Source organism: bacterium (assembly GCA_024226335.1).
Taxonomy (GTDB): domain Bacteria; phylum Myxococcota_A; class UBA9160; order SZUA-336; family SZUA-336; genus JAAELY01.
In genome coordinates, this window is record JAAELY010000137.1 from 1 (window position 1) to 17,613 (window position 17,613).

At 61.7% G+C, this 17,613-nt stretch carries 13 protein-coding genes; all 13 read right to left on the reverse strand.

Annotated features, from left to right (window positions below; all coding sequences use genetic code 11):
* Positions 1-380 (reverse strand): fructose-bisphosphatase class II (locus tag GY725_06145; GenBank protein MCP4003759.1); only part of this gene is annotated, 380 nt, incomplete at its 3' end.
* A gap of 29 nt (positions 381-409) precedes the next feature.
* Positions 410-1,762, reverse strand: coding sequence for a threonine synthase (gene thrC / locus GY725_06150; GenBank protein MCP4003760.1), 1,353 nt, complete (start codon positions 1,760-1,762; stop codon positions 410-412).
* A 4-nt stretch (positions 1,763-1,766) separates the two neighbouring features.
* The gene (locus GY725_06155; GenBank protein MCP4003761.1) at positions 1,767-3,071 is read right to left on the reverse strand and encodes a homoserine dehydrogenase; all 1,305 of its coding nucleotides are present in this window, start codon (positions 3,069-3,071) and stop codon (positions 1,767-1,769) included.
* The gene (locus tag GY725_06160) at positions 3,064-4,239 is read right to left on the reverse strand and encodes an aminotransferase class I/II-fold pyridoxal phosphate-dependent enzyme (protein MCP4003762.1); all 1,176 of its coding nucleotides are present in this window, start codon (positions 4,237-4,239) and stop codon (positions 3,064-3,066) included. The genes GY725_06155 and GY725_06160 overlap by 8 nt, the downstream gene beginning before the upstream one ends.
* The gene (lipA, locus tag GY725_06165) at positions 4,236-5,246 is read right to left on the reverse strand and encodes a lipoyl synthase (protein MCP4003763.1); all 1,011 of its coding nucleotides are present in this window, start codon (positions 5,244-5,246) and stop codon (positions 4,236-4,238) included. The genes GY725_06160 and lipA overlap by 4 nt, the downstream gene beginning before the upstream one ends.
* Positions 5,243-7,591, reverse strand: a complete 2,349-nt coding sequence (gene recG / locus GY725_06170; protein ID MCP4003764.1) for an ATP-dependent DNA helicase RecG — start codon at positions 7,589-7,591, stop codon at positions 5,243-5,245. The genes lipA and recG overlap by 4 nt, the downstream gene beginning before the upstream one ends.
* Positions 7,592-7,679: 88 nt before the next feature.
* Positions 7,680-10,865: a carbamoyl-phosphate synthase large subunit gene (gene carB / locus GY725_06175; GenBank protein MCP4003765.1), complete on the reverse strand. Its 3,186-nt coding sequence runs from the start codon at positions 10,863-10,865 to the stop codon at positions 7,680-7,682.
* Positions 10,858-11,991 carry a glutamine-hydrolyzing carbamoyl-phosphate synthase small subunit gene (gene carA, locus GY725_06180; protein ID MCP4003766.1) on the reverse strand — a complete coding sequence of 378 codons (1,134 nt, stop codon included), beginning with the start codon at positions 11,989-11,991 and terminating at the stop codon, positions 10,858-10,860. The genes carB and carA overlap by 8 nt, the downstream gene beginning before the upstream one ends.
* Complete coding sequence (locus GY725_06185) at positions 11,988-13,283, reverse strand: dihydroorotase (protein MCP4003767.1); 1,296 nt, start codon at positions 13,281-13,283, stop codon at positions 11,988-11,990. The genes carA and GY725_06185 overlap by 4 nt, the downstream gene beginning before the upstream one ends.
* On the reverse strand, positions 13,280-14,191 hold the full coding sequence (locus tag GY725_06190; GenBank protein MCP4003768.1) for an aspartate carbamoyltransferase catalytic subunit: 912 nt from the start codon (positions 14,189-14,191) through the stop codon (positions 13,280-13,282). The genes GY725_06185 and GY725_06190 overlap by 4 nt, the downstream gene beginning before the upstream one ends.
* Entirely contained in the window at positions 14,188-14,772 is a 585-nt protein-coding gene (pyrR, locus tag GY725_06195) for a bifunctional pyr operon transcriptional regulator/uracil phosphoribosyltransferase PyrR (protein MCP4003769.1), read from the reverse strand. The genes GY725_06190 and pyrR overlap by 4 nt, the downstream gene beginning before the upstream one ends.
* A gap of 135 nt (positions 14,773-14,907) precedes the next feature.
* Positions 14,908-15,726, reverse strand: a complete 819-nt coding sequence (lepB, locus tag GY725_06200) for a signal peptidase I (GenBank protein ID MCP4003770.1) — start codon at positions 15,724-15,726, stop codon at positions 14,908-14,910.
* Positions 15,727-15,809: 83 nt separating this feature from the next.
* The gene (gene lepA, locus GY725_06205) at positions 15,810-17,609 is read right to left on the reverse strand and encodes an elongation factor 4 (protein ID MCP4003771.1); all 1,800 of its coding nucleotides are present in this window, start codon (positions 17,607-17,609) and stop codon (positions 15,810-15,812) included.
* Positions 17,610-17,613 lie beyond the last annotated feature (4 nt).

Below are 17,613 nucleotides of genomic sequence, written 5' to 3' on the forward strand. Positions count from 1 at the left end.
GGCCCTACGGCGATCTTGTCCATATACGTGTCGGGGGCATGCAGGAAGCCGCCTTCATCGGCGGCGGCAATTACCGAGAGCGCATTCGGTCCACCGGTCGCACAAATGGTCGTGCCTTCAAGTGGATCGAGGGCAATTTCCACCTTCGGCCCGTTGCCGGTCCCGACCTTCTCGCCGATGTAGAGCATGGGCGCTTCGTCCCGCTCGCCCTCCCCGATCACTACCGTCCCGTCCATTTCGATGCGATTGAGCGCTACACGCATGGCATCGACTGCAGCCTGATCGGCCGCCATTTCGTCTCCGCGTCCCATCAGCCCCGTACAGGCCAGCGCGGCCGCTTCTGTCGCGCGCACCAATTCAAGCGCAAGGTTTCGATCGATACTCACCTCAGGTCTCCCCTCTATCTTGTTCAGGATCGCTCGTCGATCTGTCGGTTGATTTCGTCCCGCACACTGTCGTAGCTGGCCGGAAGCACGATTGGCTCATTGGCCAGCTCCGACTCGATACCCGGCAGTGCCTTCGTGTGATACCGGACTTTGAAGTCAGTGAACTTCAATCCGTGGGCGGTCGAGATGATCACGACCCGCTGGTCGCGCCGGATTTCCCCACGAGCCAGCAGCTTCTTCAAGGCGGCGAGCGCCACCCCGGTGTGCGGGCAATTGAACAGGCCCGTTCGATCCGCCTCGGCGGACGCATCTACCAGTTCCTGCTCCGTCGCGTGCTCGACGATCCCATCGAAGCGCTTGAGCACCGCGATGGCACGCTCGTACGACACGGGGTCGCCGATCTGGATGGCACTGGCCAGTGTGGGTCGGGCCTGCACCGGTTCGAATTTTTCGAAGTGATTGATGTAGCTGTGATACAGCGGGTCGGCCGCCTCGGCCTGAGCGCAGACGATGCGCGGCAGCTTGTCGATGATGCCGAGTTCCAGAAAGTCGAGCAGGCCCTTTCCGAGTGCCGAAACATTGCCCAGGTTGCCGCCGGGAATGATGATCCAGTCCGGCACCTCCCAGTCGAACTGCTGGAGGATCTCCATCCCTACCGTCTTCTGGCCTTCGATGCGCAGAGAGTTCATCGAGTTCGCCAGGTAGATGCCGTCGCTCTCTGCGATCTTGCGCACGATCTTCATGCAGCCATCGAAATCAGTTTCGAGCGAGAGCGTGATCGCGCCATTGGCAACGGGCTGAACGAGTTGCGCGACCGAGACCTTGTCTTTGGGCAAAAGGACGATTGCGGGAATACCGGCGTACGCAGCGTAAGCGGCGAGCGCGGCCGAAGTGTCACCGGTAGACGCGCAAGCAACTGCACGGACCGGTTTTCCACTCTGTATCATCTGGTTGACGACGGAAACAAGGACCGTCATGCCGAGGTCCTTGAAACTTCCCGTGTGGGTATTACCGCACAGCTTCAGCCAGAGGTCTTCGAGCTGAAGCTGCTGCCCCAGGCGTTTCGCCCAGAACAAGTTCGTATGTCCCTCGAACATCGATACGACGTTTTCTTCGTCCACGACGGGGCAAACCAGTTCGCGCTTGCCCCAGACCCCGCTTCCGTAAGGCCATTCAGTCGTGTGTCCGCGAGCGGTAAAGAGTTGTTTCCACTCCTGCGCCGAACCTCGCTTGAGCTTCTCGAAGTCGTGCTGGACGGTCAGCAGACCCTCGCAGCTCGGGCACTGATAGATCACATCCGTCAGCGGGTAGCGCCCGCTGCAACCGCGATGACACTCAAACCAGGAATCGAGCTGATCGGAACGAGGTACGGCCATGGCTTCAGATCTCCCGCTCAATCCGCAGCACGTGCGCGGCTTCGGTGACCTCGCGCATGCTGGCGATCTCGCTCAGTGCCGCGTCCAGATCGGCCTGACGCGAGGTGTGGGTCGTGATCACGACGGGAACGGCGGCCGACTCGTGACGCTCCTCCTGGAGCACAGAAGCGATGCTGATACCCAGATCACCTAACGCACCGGTGATGCCCGCCAGAACGCCTGGAGAGTCCACTACGTTGAAGCGCAGGTAGAACTCACCCGTTTGGTCTTCGGCCGGCAAGAGTCGCTCCGAGCGCAACCTGGGGCGTCCGAGCGGGGGAACTCGACCGGTCGCCCCGGATACCCGCGCTCGTGCGAGTTCCATCAAGTCGGCGACGACGGCGCTGGCGGTGGGCAGAGAACCGGCACCCGCGCCGTAGTACATCGTTGGACCCGACATGACTCCGCGGACCTCGACCGCATTCATCGAGCCACTCACTCCGGCGAGCACACTCGAAGCAGAAATCATCGTTGGGTGGACGTGAGCTTCGACACCTCGAGGACCCCGCTTGGCCACTGCGAGCAACTTGATGCGCAGACCGAAGCGCCGCGCGTACTCGATATCGACCGGGCCGATGCACTCGATGCCTTCAGTGGCGATATCGTCGGGATGTGTCCGCAGCCCGAAGGCGAGCCCGATCAGGATCGCGAGCTTGTGGGCGGAATCGGTACCATCGACATCGAAGGTGGGATCCGCTTCGGCAAAGCCCAGATCCTGGGCGCGCTTGAGACACGCCGCGTACGGCTCGCCGCCCTCCTCCATTTCCGAAAGAATGTAGTTGCAGGTGCCATTGACGATACCGTGCAGAGTTTCGATGCGATCGGCGTTCAGGCCTTCGCGCAAGGCTCGCAGCACCGGAATCGTCCCGCCCACAGCGGCCTCGAACGCCAGGTCCACAGAGTTTTCCGCCGCCAGCGCGTAGAGTTCTTCGCCGTGATGAGCGAGGAGCGCCTTGTTCGCCGTCACGATGGATTTCCCAGCCTGTAGCGCGCCGGCCACTACGTCCTTCGCGATCTTCGTTCCGCCGATCAACTCCACGATCAGGTCGATCTCGGGATCGTTGGCGAGATCCCGCCAGTCCGTACTCAGTTCGTATTCGGACAGCGAGACACCGCGGTCGGTTTCGAGATCGATGTCGGCGATGCGCGAAAGACGCAAATCAAAGCCGAGACGATCGCGCAGGTCTTCGGCGTGTTCCTGGAAGATCCGGACGACTCCGGTGCCGATCGTTCCCATTCCGACGATGCCAACCCGCACGGTTTCAGGCATTTCGCACCAGCTTTCGGATATTTCGCGCCGCTTGGCGGATGCGATGAGTATTTTCGACCAAGGCGAAGCGCACATAGCCTTCGCCCGAAGGACCAAATCCGATCCCCGGGGACACGGCTACCTGAGCCTGCTCGAGTAGCAGTTTCGAGAACTCGAGCGAGCCCTGCTTCTCGAAAGCCTCGGGCAACCGAGCCCAGACGAACATCGTTCCCTGGGGCTTCTCGACCTTCCAGTCGGCCTGCTCCAGGCCTTCGATCAAGGCATCGCGACGCGAGCGGTAGTCGCTGACGATCTCTGCCACGCACTCTTGAGGGCCGTCCAGCGCGATGATGGTCGCGATCTGGATCGGCTGGAAGACACCGTAGTCCAGATAGCTCTTCACCCGGGTCAGTACGCGGATCATCTCGGAGTTACCGGCCGCAAAGCCGACCCGCCATCCGGCCATGGCGTGCGATTTCGAAAGTGAGGTAAATTCGATCGCGAGATCGGTCGCGCCGGGCACCTGCAACACGCTCGGCGGAACGTAGCCGTCATAGCAGATTTCCGCGTAGGCGAGATCGTGCACCAACATCATCTCGTGGCGACGACAGAAGTCGACGAGTTCGGTCATGAACGCGAGGTCGACGGAAATCGTGGTCGGGTTGTGCGGGAACGATGCGATCAACATCTTTGGCTGGGGCCAGGCGAGTGCCACGGCCTTTTCGAGCCGCGCGAGCAGTCCGTCTAACGGCTGAATTGGAACACGGATCAGATCGCCCCCGGCGATCACGACCGAGAAACTGTGGATCGGATAGCTGGGATCCGGGCACAAGACGGTGTCGCCCCTGCCGATGCTCGCCATCACGAAATGCGACAGACCCTCCTTCGCTCCGATGGTCGCGATCATCTGACTGTCGGCGTCGAGATCGATCTGGTAGCGGCGCTGGTACCAGCGGCACATCGCGCGGCGCAGATTCGGCAATCCGCGAGAGGACGAATAGTGGTGGTTGCGGGGATCCTGAACCGCCTCGGCCAGCTTCGCCACGATATGCGGCGGTGTCGGATGGTTGGGATTTCCGAAACCCAGATCGATCACATCGTCGCCCGCTCGTCGAGCTTTCAGTTTCAACTCATTGACGATACTGAGCACGTACGGCGGCAGTCGGTCGACTTTTTCGAAGCGGCTCATGCCTGAACCCCCGCGGAGCGCAGTCGATCCAGCGCAGCACCGGCACGGAACGAACTCCGGACGAGCGGGCCGCTGGCCACGTGCAGGAAGCCGCGCTCTTCCCCGCTCTTTCTCAACTCTTCGAACTCCGACGGGTCCAGATAGCGATCGACGGGCCTGTGGCGCAACGTGGGTCGCAGGTACTGGCCGAGTGTCAGACAGTCCACCCCGCACTCCCGCAAGTCGTCCATCACCTCCAGGACTTCGTCCCGGGTCTCCCCGAGTCCGAGCATCAAGCCCGACTTCGCCAGCCTGGACGATCGTTGCTTTACCCGCCGGAGAAGCGCGAGTGAGCGATCGTAGCGTGCGCCGATGCGCACCTCGCCGTAGAGGCGCGGCACGGTCTCGATGTTGTGGTTGTACACATCCGGTGCCGCATCGATCACGCGATCGATGCACTCGGTCTCACCGCGAAAATCGGGTGTGAGAACTTCGACGCTGACCCCGGGCGCGCGCTCGTGCAGGTGCGAGAGCACGGCGACGAACTGGCCGCTTCCCTGATCGAGAAGGTCGTCGCGATTGACGCTGGTGAGCACCACATGGCGCAGACCGAGTTCCGCGACCGCTTCTGCGACCTTCTGCGGCTCTGTGGAATCGACGGCCCGTCCGAGCCCGGTCGGCACATTGCAGAAGCGACAGGCGCGAGTGCACACGTCTCCCAGCAGCATGAACGTGACCGTTCGGCGTGCGAAACACTCGGCGAGGTTCGGGCAGCGCGCCTCTTCGCAGACCGAGTTGAGCTCGCGTGCTCGAAGCATGCGGCGCATCGACTCGACCCTTGGATTCCGTTCGGTGTTGCCCCGGCAGTGCACGGGGAGCCGCGGAGGCCGCTGGCCCTCGCCTCGGCCGACCTCTTGAACGACGGCTTCTGGCATGGACTGTGGCGAGAGTATGGCAGGCTCCGTGCGCGTGCAATCCGTCGAGGGTCGGATGCCCCAGACCGGCTGAAGTCTCGCCTGAAAACTCACGCAACTGCCCCGAAATCGAGACGGCCGCCCCAGCGCTGTTCGACGCTGGTGCGCAGAATCGGATTGCCGCGAAGCTCGGGATCCTTGCTCAGGAGATCCCGGGCCGCCGCGCGGGCCACCGGCAGCAACTCGCCGTGCCGGACCAGGTCGGCCAGTCGGAGTTCGGGCAGGTGGCCAGCCTGGCGAGTGCCCAGCCATTCACCGGCACCGCGAATCCGCAGATCCTCTTCGGCGATCTCGAATCCGCTCTCGCTGGCCTCCAGGATGGCCAGTCGGCGCGAGGCATCCTCGGTTCGCGGCTCCGAGATCAGCATCGCGCGTCCGGGCAATTGGCCTCGCCCCACACGGCCGCGCAACTGGTGCAGTTGGGCGAGACCGAAGCGTTCGGCGTGCTGGACGATCAGCAGAGTGGCGTTGTGCACATCTACACCGACCTCGATCACGGTCGTCGAGACCAGCACCCGGACTCGACCCGCCGCAAATTCCTGCATGGTCTGGAGCCGCTCTCGCCCGTCCAGGCGACCGTGAAGCAGGCCGACCCGAACTCCCGGAAGAGCCCGGACCAGGCGCTCGTAACCGCGGCTCGCGTCTTTGAGATCCTGCTTCTCGGACTCCTCGACCAGCGGATAGACGATATAGGCCTGTTCGTCGCGGGCGAGAGCCTCGCGCAGGGCGTCGAGCGCCTGGCGAGCCGCCTCGGGCGGAATCACGCGGGTTTCCACGGGGGATCGGCCCGGCGGTCGCTCGCGGAGCACCGAGTGATCCAGATCCCCGAATACGGTAAGGGCGAGGCTCCTCGGAATCGGCGTGGCCGACATCAGGAGTACGTGCGGATTTTCACCCTTGTCTCCAAGGGCACGGCGTTGCGCCACTCCGAAACGGTGCTGTTCGTCGATGACCACGAATGCCAGCTTCGGCAGATCGAAGGACTCGGTCAGCAAAGCGTGGGTGCCAATCACGATCGCGATCTCACCCAGCGCCAGAAGTCGGCGCAGGGAACGGCGTTGGGGAGCGGGGGTACTCCCGGTCAGCAGCCCGATGTTCAGCCCGAGGGGTTGGGCGAGTTTGCGGAAGGTCTCGAAGTGTTGCTCGGCCAGGATTTCAGTCGGAGCGAGCACGGCGGTCACGCCTCCGGATGCATGCGCCGCAACCGCCCCCAGTATTGCGAGTACGGTTTTTCCGGTTCCAACGTCGCCGATCAGCATGCGGTTCATTGGCTGCGCACGAGAGAGATCGCTCGAGATTTCCCGCCAGACCCGTTCCTGATCGGAGGTCAATTTGAAGGGAAGCGCGTCGATGGCCTTTTGGACGCCGGGGTGGGCGACCGCCAGAGGTCGACTCGCGCGTCGCGAGAACTGGGCTCGCCTCAGTTCGAGGCCGACCTGCAAAAGCAGAAGCTCTTCGGCGACGAGACGCAAGTGATAGGGCGTGCGCCGCTCTCTCAGGAGTTCGGGATCGAGATGCGGACTGGGCAGGTGGACCTCGCGCAACGACTCACCCAGATCGGCCAGTCCGTGCCGTCGAGCCGATGTCTCCGGTAGCCAGGCATCGACCAGGTCCGCTGCGTATTTCGTCGTAGACTCGACGATACGCCGCATGGTTCGCGGCGGCACGCCCTCGACGTGTGAGTAGGTCGGCACGATACGCGGCAGGCTACCCAGGGGTGCATCGCGATTCAGGAACTCCAGTTCCGGATGGTGCAATTCCTTTGCGTAGCGGTATCTCCTCACATCTCCAGCGACCAGCACACGAGCCCCGGGCTTGAGCCGGTCCTGGAAGTGTGCGATGCCCCGAAACCATTTGAGTTGCACCGCCGCAGTTCCGTCGCTCACGACGGCTTGCAAGAAACTCCGGCCGTTGCGCAGTGGAACGACGCCTGAACGCGTGACCGTTCCCTCGAAACAGGCGCTATGGCCAACCTGCAATTCTTCGATCTTGGAGATCTCGCGCCGGTCCTCATAAGAACGCGGCAAGAAGAAGAGCAGATCCTCGATGCGATGGATCTCTTTGCGCGCGAGGGCCTGGGCGATCTTGGGACCCACCCCCGGGATCTTCACGGTTTCCTGTGAAAGAGCCCGACGCGCGTAATCGGGATCGAGAAGTGGTCCAAGCCGCTTCGCAATCGGCTCGAGGACCGAAGGCGCCACTCCATTTTCGGCAATCTTCTGCGCCGCATCTGAGAAGCGCCGCTTCGCTTCCTGAGGAATCCAGAGTTCAGTGGCTGCCGAAAGCGCCGCCAGAAGGGTCTGCTGCAACTCGCGGACTCGCTCTGCGCGCTCAGAGCCGCCAAGAACGAACTCGAGTGGCGCGCGAATTCCTCGGACGGCGCTCGAGTACTGAGACATCAGCTGTCCGTCGATGATACCGGGGCCGAGCCGGAGGATCCAGGCGGAAAGGGGTCAAGCCGCGGGTTTGATTTCTTCAAGGGGAGCCTTACCCCGGGTGCACGTCTTGAAGCGCAAGCGGGCGAACCTCGCCCGCACGCAGCGCGCGAATCGCACCCGCCGCCGCTCGGGCTGCGGCCACAGTCGTGAAATACGGCACGCCGTGCTCCAACGCCGCTCGACGCATCGAAGCGGAATCAGCGACGGCCGCGGAATCGCCGATCTTGGTCGTCGCAATGACCAGGTCGATGACTCCAGCGCTGAGCAGGTCGACGGTATGCGGCGACCCCTGCTGAGCTTTGTTGACGTGCTCGGCGTCGAGTCCGGACTCTTTCATGAAGCGCGCCGTACCGCCGGTCGCGACGATACGAAAACCCTCTTCCTGCAGGGTGCGCAGGGCTTCGAGCGCTGGAGCCTTGTCTTCCGCGCGCAGCGACACGAGCACCGTACCGCCCACCGGCAGATCGTTACCCGCAGCGCGTTGTGCCTTGGCATAAGCTCGCCCAAATTCACGATCAATCCCCATGACCTCTCCCGTGCTCTTCATTTCAGGACCGAGCAGGGTATCGACACCGGGAAACTTCACGAAAGGAAAGACCGACTCCTTGACCGAAACATGCGACGGTTCGATCTCGGAAGTAAAACCGAGTTCGGTCAAAGATTTGCCCGCCATGACGCGCGCCGCGAGTTGGGCCAGGGGAACACCGATCGCCTTCGAAACGAACGGCACCGTACGCGAAGCGCGCGGGTTCACCTCGATGACATAGACTTCGGTGCCGACTACACCGAACTGAATATTCATGAGTCCGCATACGCCCAGCTCCAGGGCCAGCGCACGAGTCGCCCGCCGAATTTCCTCGAGCACGTAGCGCGGCAGGCTATAGGGCGGTAGCGAACACGCCGAGTCGCCGGAGTGGATTCCCGCCTCCTCGATGTGTTCCATGATACCGGCGATCACGGCGATCTCCCCGTCGCAGATCGCGTCGACGTCGACTTCAATCGCATTTGCCAGAAATCGATCCACGAGTACCGGGTGCTCGGGACTGACCGATACGGCTTCTCTCATATAGACTTCGAGTTCATGCTGATCGTGCACGATCTGCATTGCGCGACCACCGAGCACATACGACGGCCGCACGAGTACCGGATAGCCGATATCTTCAGCGAGCCGACGGGCGGCCTCCACACTGCGGGCCGTGCTGTTCTCGGGCTGTCTGATACCGAGCCGGTTCAAGAGTTCGGCGAAACGTTCGCGATCCTCGGCCCGGTCAATCGCATCGGGCGAAGTACCGATGATCCGCACACCCGCGTCGGCCAGCGCGACGGCCAGTCTCAGCGGAGTCTGGCCACCGAACTGTACGATCACTCCATCGGGGTTCTCGGTGCGCACGATCGAGAGCACGTCTTCGAAGGTCACCGGCTCGAAGTACAGACGGTCGGAGGTATCGTAATCGGTCGACACCGTTTCCGGATTGCAATTGACCATGATGGTCTCGTATCCGTCCTTGGCGAGCCCCATCACTCCTTGAACGCAGCAATAATCGAACTCGATGCCCTGCCCGATCCGGTTTGGACCACCCCCCAGGATCATGATCTTCTTGCGATCGCTCGGTCGAGCCTCACACTCCGATTCGTAGGTCGAGTACAGGTACGGGGTATCCGCTTCGAACTCCGCGCCGCAGGTATCGACGCGTTTGTACACAGGCTCGATTCCCTCTCGCCAGCGACGTTCTCGAACCTCCCGTTCGGCCACTCCCGTAAGTGCAGCAAGCCGGCGATCCGAAAAACCATTGCGCTTGGCCTGGCGCAGATCGCCATTACTCACGAAGAGCATCTCGCCGAGCGTGATTTCACGGATCTGGTTGAGAAACCAGGGATCGATGTTGGTCAACTCGGACACCTGCTCGATCGAGCGGCCGCGACGAAACGCCTCGCCGAGCATCCAGAGTCTTTCGGGCTCAGCCACGCGAAGAGCGCGGTCGAGATCTTCATCCGAGCGCCCCGTCTCCTCGAGCCCGTAGCGATCCGTTTCGAGTGAGCGGATGCCTTTTTGCAGGGATTCCCGAAAGGTCCTCCCAATCGACATGGCTTCACCCACCGACTTCATCTGTACGCCGAGAGTCGAATCCGCTCGGGGAAACTTCTCGAAAGCGAAGCGCGGGATCTTCGTCACCACGTAGTCGATGGTGGGTTCGAAGCTCGCCGGAGTTTCCTTCGTAATGTCGTTCGGAATCTCATCGAGTGTGTAACCGATGGCCAGCTTCGCCGCGATCTTCGCGATTGGAAAACCCGTCGCCTTGCTCGCGAGTGCCGAACTACGCGAGACCCGCGGATTCATCTCGATGATGACGACCTTGCCATTCTCTGGAGACACCGCGAACTGAATGTTCGAACCGCCGGTATCGACACCAATCTTGCGAATGATCTTGATCGCAGCGTCTCGCAGACGCTGGTACTCCTTGTCGGTCAGCGTTTGCGCGGGCGCCACCGTGATCGAATCGCCGGTGTGAATACCCATGGGATCCAGATTCTCGATCGAGCAGATGATCACGACGTTATCAGCAGCGTCGCGCATCACCTCGAGTTCGAATTCCTTCCAGCCGATCACCGACTGCTCCACGAGCACCTCGCTCCGTGGAGAAATCCTCAGACCCCATTCCAGCTTCGTGCGCAGCTCCGATTCATTCATGGCGATCGCGCCGCCTGCTCCGCCCAGCGTGAACGAAGGCCGAATGATCGCCGGGATGCCGATCTCATCGAGGACCTGCTCGACCTGATCGATCGAATTGACATAACAGGAACGCGGCACCTCCAACCCGATCTCCTGCATCGCCGTGCGGAAACGCGAGCGGTCTTCGGCCATCATGATGGAATCGAGTTGCGCGCCGATCAGCTCGATGCCGAGTTCTTCGAGTATTCCCATTTCGGCCAGTTCTATCGCCACGTTGAGCGCGGTCTGCCCACCGAGGGTCGGAAGGACCGCGTCCGGCCGTTCTTCGCGAATAATCTGCGCCACGGTCTCACCGGTGAGCGGTTCGATGTAGGTGCGCGTAGCGAAGTCCGGGTCCGTCATGATGGTGGCCGGATTCGAATTGACCAGCACCACTTCAATGCCTTCTTCACGCAGAGCCTTGCAGGCTTGCGTGCCGGAGTAGTCGAACTCGCAGGCCTGCCCGATCACGATCGGCCCTGCGCCGATCAGCAAGATCTTCTTCAGGTCTTCTCGCTTAGGCATGGGACGACTCGATCAGCGTGCGGAAGTGCCCAAAGAGATGTGAAGTATCGTGGGGACCAGGAGATGCCTCCGGGTGGTACTGGACCGAAAAGATCGGTAGTTCGCGGTGGCGCAGCCCCTCGACCGTCTGATCGTTCAGGTTCAAATGTGTGATCTCCACACCATTTGCGGCCTGCAAAGAGCTGGCCTCGAGAGCAAATCCGTGATTTTCGGAGGCGATCAAGACTCGCCCGGTGTCTGCATCTTGTGCGGGTTGATTGCTGCCATGGTGGCCGAAGCGCATCTTGACCGTCCGGCCTCCGAGCGCGAGGCCCAGGATCTGGTGTCCCAGGCAGATGCCAAATATTGGTCGTTTGCCGATGATTTCGCGCACGATCGGCGCTGCGTATTCGACGGCATCGGGATCGCCCGGCCCGTTGGACAGAAAGACTCCATCGGGCTCCTGAGCCAGAACCTCACGGGCCGGTGTGCTCGCCGGGACGACGCGAACATCGAAACCAGCATTGACCATCTGGCGCAAGATATTGCGCTTGATGCCGTAGTCGTACGCGATCACCTTGAGTCGCTTTGCATGAGGCTCCGGCGCTTCGAAGGTCCAGTCGGTTCCCTCGGTCCAATCGTATGCTTCGCTGCAGGTAACCTCGTCGACCAGATTTCGCCCGGCCATGGAGGGCAGTGCGGCGGCCCGTCTGCGCAATTCATCGACGTCGGCATCACCGTGCGCCACGACACCGTTTGTCGCACCGCGCGTGCGCAGACGCTGCACGACAGCGCGCGTATCGATGCCCGTGATTCCCGGAATTCCGTGCCGCACCAGATAGTCTTGAAGAGACTCGCGACTGCGCCAGGAAGAGGGAAAGTCGACGTGATCGCGTACGACGAAACCACTCAAGAAGAGACCCCGCGACTCCTCGTCCTCCGGATTACAGCCCACATTGCCGATTTCCGGATACGTCATGCACACGATCTGTCCGGCATAGGAGGGGTCGGTGAGAATCTCTTGATAGCCGCTCATGCCCGTGTGGAAGACGACCTCGCCTACCCCCTCGGCGGGCGCGCCGAAAGCCTCGCCCTCGTAGGCGCTTCCATCGGCGAGAACCAACCAGGCTTTCCCGTTCGAACTCAAGCGAGCCTCCCCTCGATATCCAGCGCCCAGACACCCCGACCCCCGACCCAGGTACGCAATGCCCGTCCCTGCAGCTCCCGCTGCAAGAACGCCGAATTTCGCGAGCGCGAATGCAACGAGCCCAGCTCCAACTTCCAGACGAGATCGGGATCGACCAGTGCGATGTCGGCGGGCGAACCCACTTCGAGCGTTCCTCCGCGCAGGCCCAGTACACGCGCGGGCCGCGTAGAAAGCCGGTCGATCGCGTCGAGCGGACTCATGTGGTCGGTCCGTGCCAATTCCAACGCCACCGGCAGCGCCGTCTCGAGTCCGACCACGCCAAAAGCCGCGTTACTGAACTCCACGTCCTTCTCGTAATGGGCGTGTGGTGCATGATCGGTCGCGATGCAGTCGATCGTGCCATCGGCGAGTCCCTCGCGCAGACGCTCGCGATCTCGTGCGGTGCGCAGTGGTGGGGCCATCTTCTTGTTCGTGTCGTAGTTGCGAATCTGCTCATCCGTCAGCAGAAGATGGTGCGGAGTGACTTCCGCTGTCACTTTGATTCCCGCGGCTTTCGCTTCGTGAATGAGATCGACCGAGCGAGCCGCCGAAACATGGGCCACGTGCAGATGCGCACCCGTCAGGCGCGCGAGTTCGATGTCCCTGGCGACCATGACGGTCTCGGCTTCTGCCGGAGAACCCACCAGGCCGCAACAAGTCGCATGGGCGCCCTCGTGAACGACCCCCGGACCTTTCAAGTTCAGATCTTCGCAGTGAGCGATCACCGGCCGACCTACGCCGCGGGCGTACTCGAGCGCTCGTCTCATTACGAGCGCGCTCATGATCACGGATCCATCGTCGGAAAAGGCGACCGCACCGGCACCGGCCAGGCTCGCCATTTCCGACATGATCTCTCCGCGCAGTCCCTGAGTCGCAGCTGCAATCACATGTACACGAGCGAGAGCCGACTCGCGGGCGCGCCGGAGAATAAACTCGGTAACCGCAGGCGTATCGTTGACCGGGTCGGTGTTTGCCATGGCGCATACGGTGGTGTAGCCACCTGCAACCGCTGCGTGGGTCCCCGTGCGAATATCTTCTTTGTATTCCTGACCGGGTTCGCGCAGATGCGTGTGCAGATCGACGAAGCCGGGGACAAGCCACAAGCCATCGGCTTCGATGATCTCGTCCGCCGGGCCGGAGAGATCCTTTCCCACGCGCTGGATGACGCCGTCTTCGAACTCGAGATCCCCCAGCTCGTCGCGTCTATTCGAAGGATCCAGAATCCGCGCACCGTGAATGCGAATTCGGCTCAATTTTCGCCTCCGGTCAGCAAGTAGAGGGTGGCCATGCGCACAGCCACACCATTGGTGACCTGGTCGAGGATGCGGGACGGTTCTGCGTCTGCGACCTCACTGGCGATCTCGACACCGCGATTGATCGGCCCGGGATGGAGCACGATCGCGTCGGGCTTCGCCAACTGCAGTGTCGCCAGGGTCAGGCCAAAAGTCTGTGAGTACTCCCGGACCGACGGGAACAGCGCACCTTCCAAGCGTTCCTGCTGGATTCGCAACATCACGATCACGTCAGCCCCATCGAGCGCTTCCGCCATGGAGAAGCAGGGCTTCACGCCCAGGCCTTCAATCCCAGCGGGCATCATGGTCGGGGGTCCGGCAACCCGCACTTCAGCACCGAGTTTGGTAAACGCGTAGATGTCGGAACGAGCCACGCGACTATGCGCGATATCTCCTACGATTGAAATCACGCGTCCATCGAGAGAGCCGAGCGACTGTCGCAGCGTGAAGGCGTCTAGCAGCGCCTGTGTCGGGTGCTCGTGACATCCGTCACCAGCATTGATGACCGGAACCCGAACACGCTCGGCCAGCATCTGCGGAACGCCTGCGGTGCGATCCCTCACCACCAGGACATCTGCACTCATGGCCGCAAGGTTGCGGGTCATATCGGCGAGTGTTTCGGCCTTCGACAGACTCGATCCACTCGCGCTCACATTGATCGCATCCGCCGAAAGCCGTTTCGCGGCGATCTCGAAGCTGACGCGCGTTCGTGTCGAAGGTTCGAGAAACACATTGATGACGGTGCGCCCGCGCAACGTCGGCACACGCTTGATCTCGCGTTGCGACACCTCGAGCATGGCCTCTGAGGTTTCGAGAATCAGGTCGATGTCTTCACGAGTCAGGTTTTCAATGCCAAGCAAGTGCCTCATTCGACCACCACCTCCAGCTCGCCGGCGTCTGTCTCGCGCAGTACGACCTGCTCACCGCGCGACGTGGGAATGTTCTTGCCCACGAAATCCACGCGGATCGGAAGTTCGCGGTGCCCGCGATCGACCAGCGTCGCCACCTGGATCGCTTCGGGCCGACCGAAATCGATGACCGCATCCATCGCGGAACGAACCGTGCGCCCGGTGAACATGACATCGTCCACGAGAATCACGCGCTTGCCCGTCACAGAAAAGGGCATGCGCGTGGGCTTCGGCATGGGTCGTCGGCCGTGACCGACCACATCGTCGCGATACAGGGTCACGTCGAGAGCTCCGAGTGGAATCTCCCGCTTGGCGATTTCCTCCAGCGCCGCGTTGATGCGCTGCCCGACAACCAGACCGCCGCTGAGGATCGCGACCAGGGCCAGGTCTTCGGGTTCCGTGTTTCGCTCCAGGATTTCGTGAGCGATTCGCGTCGTAGCGCGCTGGATACCAGCGGGATCGAGAACGACCCGACTGCCCGGCGCCGCCTCAGCTGAGGGCGCGGTCTTCGTATCCGCAGCAGATTTCGAGCTGCTTCCCATCTGCAGATCCTTTACCCATCTCACTGGATGAGCTTAAAAGGCACCTGGATTCGGGCGCTTAGCGCGCTTTATTCGAGTCGCGCCTGACACCCCCCGATGTCTTGACGCCAATGCTAATCGAAGGAAATGCGGGCGTCAATCAGCGACGCCGGAGATCGAGCGGCCGATGCGGTCCCAACGAACCTCCTCGACCTGAAAACTCACCACGCTCCAGACCGTATGAAGCAGATCCTGTAGGAAATTTCGCTCGGGTTGGGGGCCGAGATCGACGACCCAGGACCAGTGCAACATGAACGCCCGTCCTTTGAGCTGGTCGGGCGCTACGAAGTGGTTTCTCCAGCGGCGACTGTCTGCGGAGTTGTCGCGGTTGTCGCCCATCATGAAGTAGCGGTCCGGCGGTACGACCCAGGGCCCTCCGGGTCCCCGCATCCGGGTCGCCGGAGGAACTCGAATCACCGTGTATTCCGCTCCGTCCGCGTTGCGCTCGCGAAAGCGCAAGGTTCGCTGCTGTTCCCCCGTACTCACTCGCGTATAGAGGAAGTCCCCTTCGGGAACTTGATCGATCGGCTGTCCGTTGACGAAGAGCCGCCCTTGCTTGATCTCGATGCGGTCGCCGGGTAATCCGATCACACGTTTGATGAAATCCTGTCGCGGGTCGTCGGGATAGCGAAAGACGATGACATCGCCGCGCTCGGGTTCACCGACCTCGAACAAGAGGGTCCCCGTGATCGGCAAGCGCAACCCGTAGGCGAACTTGTTGACCAGGACGTAATCACCCACCAGTAGAGTGGGAATCATGGAACCCGAGGGAATCTTGAACGGTTCGACGACGAACGAACGAATCGCAAGAGCGAGCAGTGCCGCCCAGAAGACGGCCCGCGCAGTATCCGACCAGCCCGACTCCTTGATAGGCTGCAGGCTATCGTGTTCCGTTTCTTGCTCTTGTTCTTCCATGACCAATGCGCCCCCTGAGCCGATGCGACGCTATCCCTCCTTGTGAAAACCGTCAATCTCCCGGTCGCTGAAACTCGTCTACTTCAGTCACCGCTCGAGAGGACTGCCAGAAAGGCTTCCTGAGGGATCTCGACGCTTCCGATCTGTTTCATGCGCTTCTTTCCCTCTTTCTGCTTCTCGAGCAGCTTCTTCTTGCGCGTAATATCGCCGCCGTAGCACTTCGCGGTGACGTTCTTGCGCAGGGCTTTCACGCTCACGCGAGCCACGACCTTCGCCCCGATCGACGCCTGCAAAGCGACTTCGAACATTTGCCTGGGGATGTGTTCCTTCATCCGGCGCACCAGAGAGAGCCCGCGGTTATAGGCGGCATCCCGGTGCACGATGATCGAAAGAGCATCGATGGGATCGCCGTTTACGAGCACGTCGACCTTGACGAGATCTTCCTTCTCGAAGCCGATCAACTCGTAGTCCATCGAGGCATAGCCTCGGCTTACGGTCTTGAGTCGGTCGTAGAAGTCGACCGCGACCTCCGGCATTGGCAACTCGTAGCGCAACACGGCGCGCCGATCGCTGTGCACCGCGAGATCACGCTGGATTCCTCTTCGCTCCTGACACAACTGGATGACGGCGCCCAGGTACTCGGTCGGCATGTGCAGACGCGCGAGAATGCGAGGTTCGAGGATCTCGTCGAACTCGCCTGCGGGGGGCAAATCGCTGGGCCGATGCAGTTCGATCTCCTCGCCGTTCTTCAGCTTCACGCGGTAGACGACCGTAGGCGCCGTGATGATCAGATCAAGAGCGTACTCGCGCTCGAGTCGCTCCTGCGCGATTTCCATGTGCAAGAGACCGAGGTATCCACAACGAAAACCAAAGCCGAGAGCGGTGCTGGTCTCGGGTTCATAGCTGAACGAGGAGTCGTTGAGTTGCAGTTTGTCAATCGCCGCTCGCAGCGCGTCGTAGCCACCTGGATCGGCCGGATACAGGCCACTCCAGACCATCGGTTGCATCGGCTGGAAGCCGGGAAGGGCTTCGTCGGAAGGACGGGCCGCGTCCGTCACCGTATCGCCGATCTGGACACCCTTGGGATCGCGGATGCTGGCGGAGATTACGCCCACTTCGCCGCATTCGATTCGCTTGATTCCCTGAATATCGGGCGCCAGCACACCGAGCAGGGTCGTGTCGTATTCGTCTCCGCTCGAGACAAGGCGAATGCGAGAACGCGCGTCCAGCGAGCCATCGATGACCCTTACGAGCATGGTCGCGCCCATGTACGCGTCGTACCAGCTGTCGAAAATCATGCCGCGAAAAGGCGCTTCTGGATCGCCCCCTGGCGCGGGGATGCGTTCGATGATCGCAGACAGGATCGCATCGACCCCCTGCCCCGTCTTCGCAGAAACCAGAAGAGCCTCATCGGAAGGAACACCGACGATGTCTTCGATCTCCTGCATCATGCGGTCCGGGTCCGCGTTGGGCAGATCGACCTTATTGATCACCGGAATGATCTCGAGACCCGAGTTCACCGCGACTTCCGCGTTCGCGACGGTCTGAGCCTCGACGCCCTGAGCAGCATCGACAACCAATAGCGCCCCCTCACAGGCCGCCAGTGAGCGCGATACTTCGTAGTGGAAGTCCACGTGGCCGGGGGTGTCGATCAGGTTCAGTTCGTAGTCCAATCCGTCCGCGCCGTGGTAGCGCATGCGAACCGTCTGCGCCTTGATCGTGATACCGCGCTCGCGCTCGAGGTCCATCTTGTCTAGAAACTGATCCGTGCGATCCCGAGCCTGGAGCGTATCGGTCAGTTCGAGCAAGCGATCTGCAAGCGTCGACTTGCCGTGATCGATGTGCGCGATGATCGCGAAGTTGCGGATTCTCTCCTGGGGAATTCCG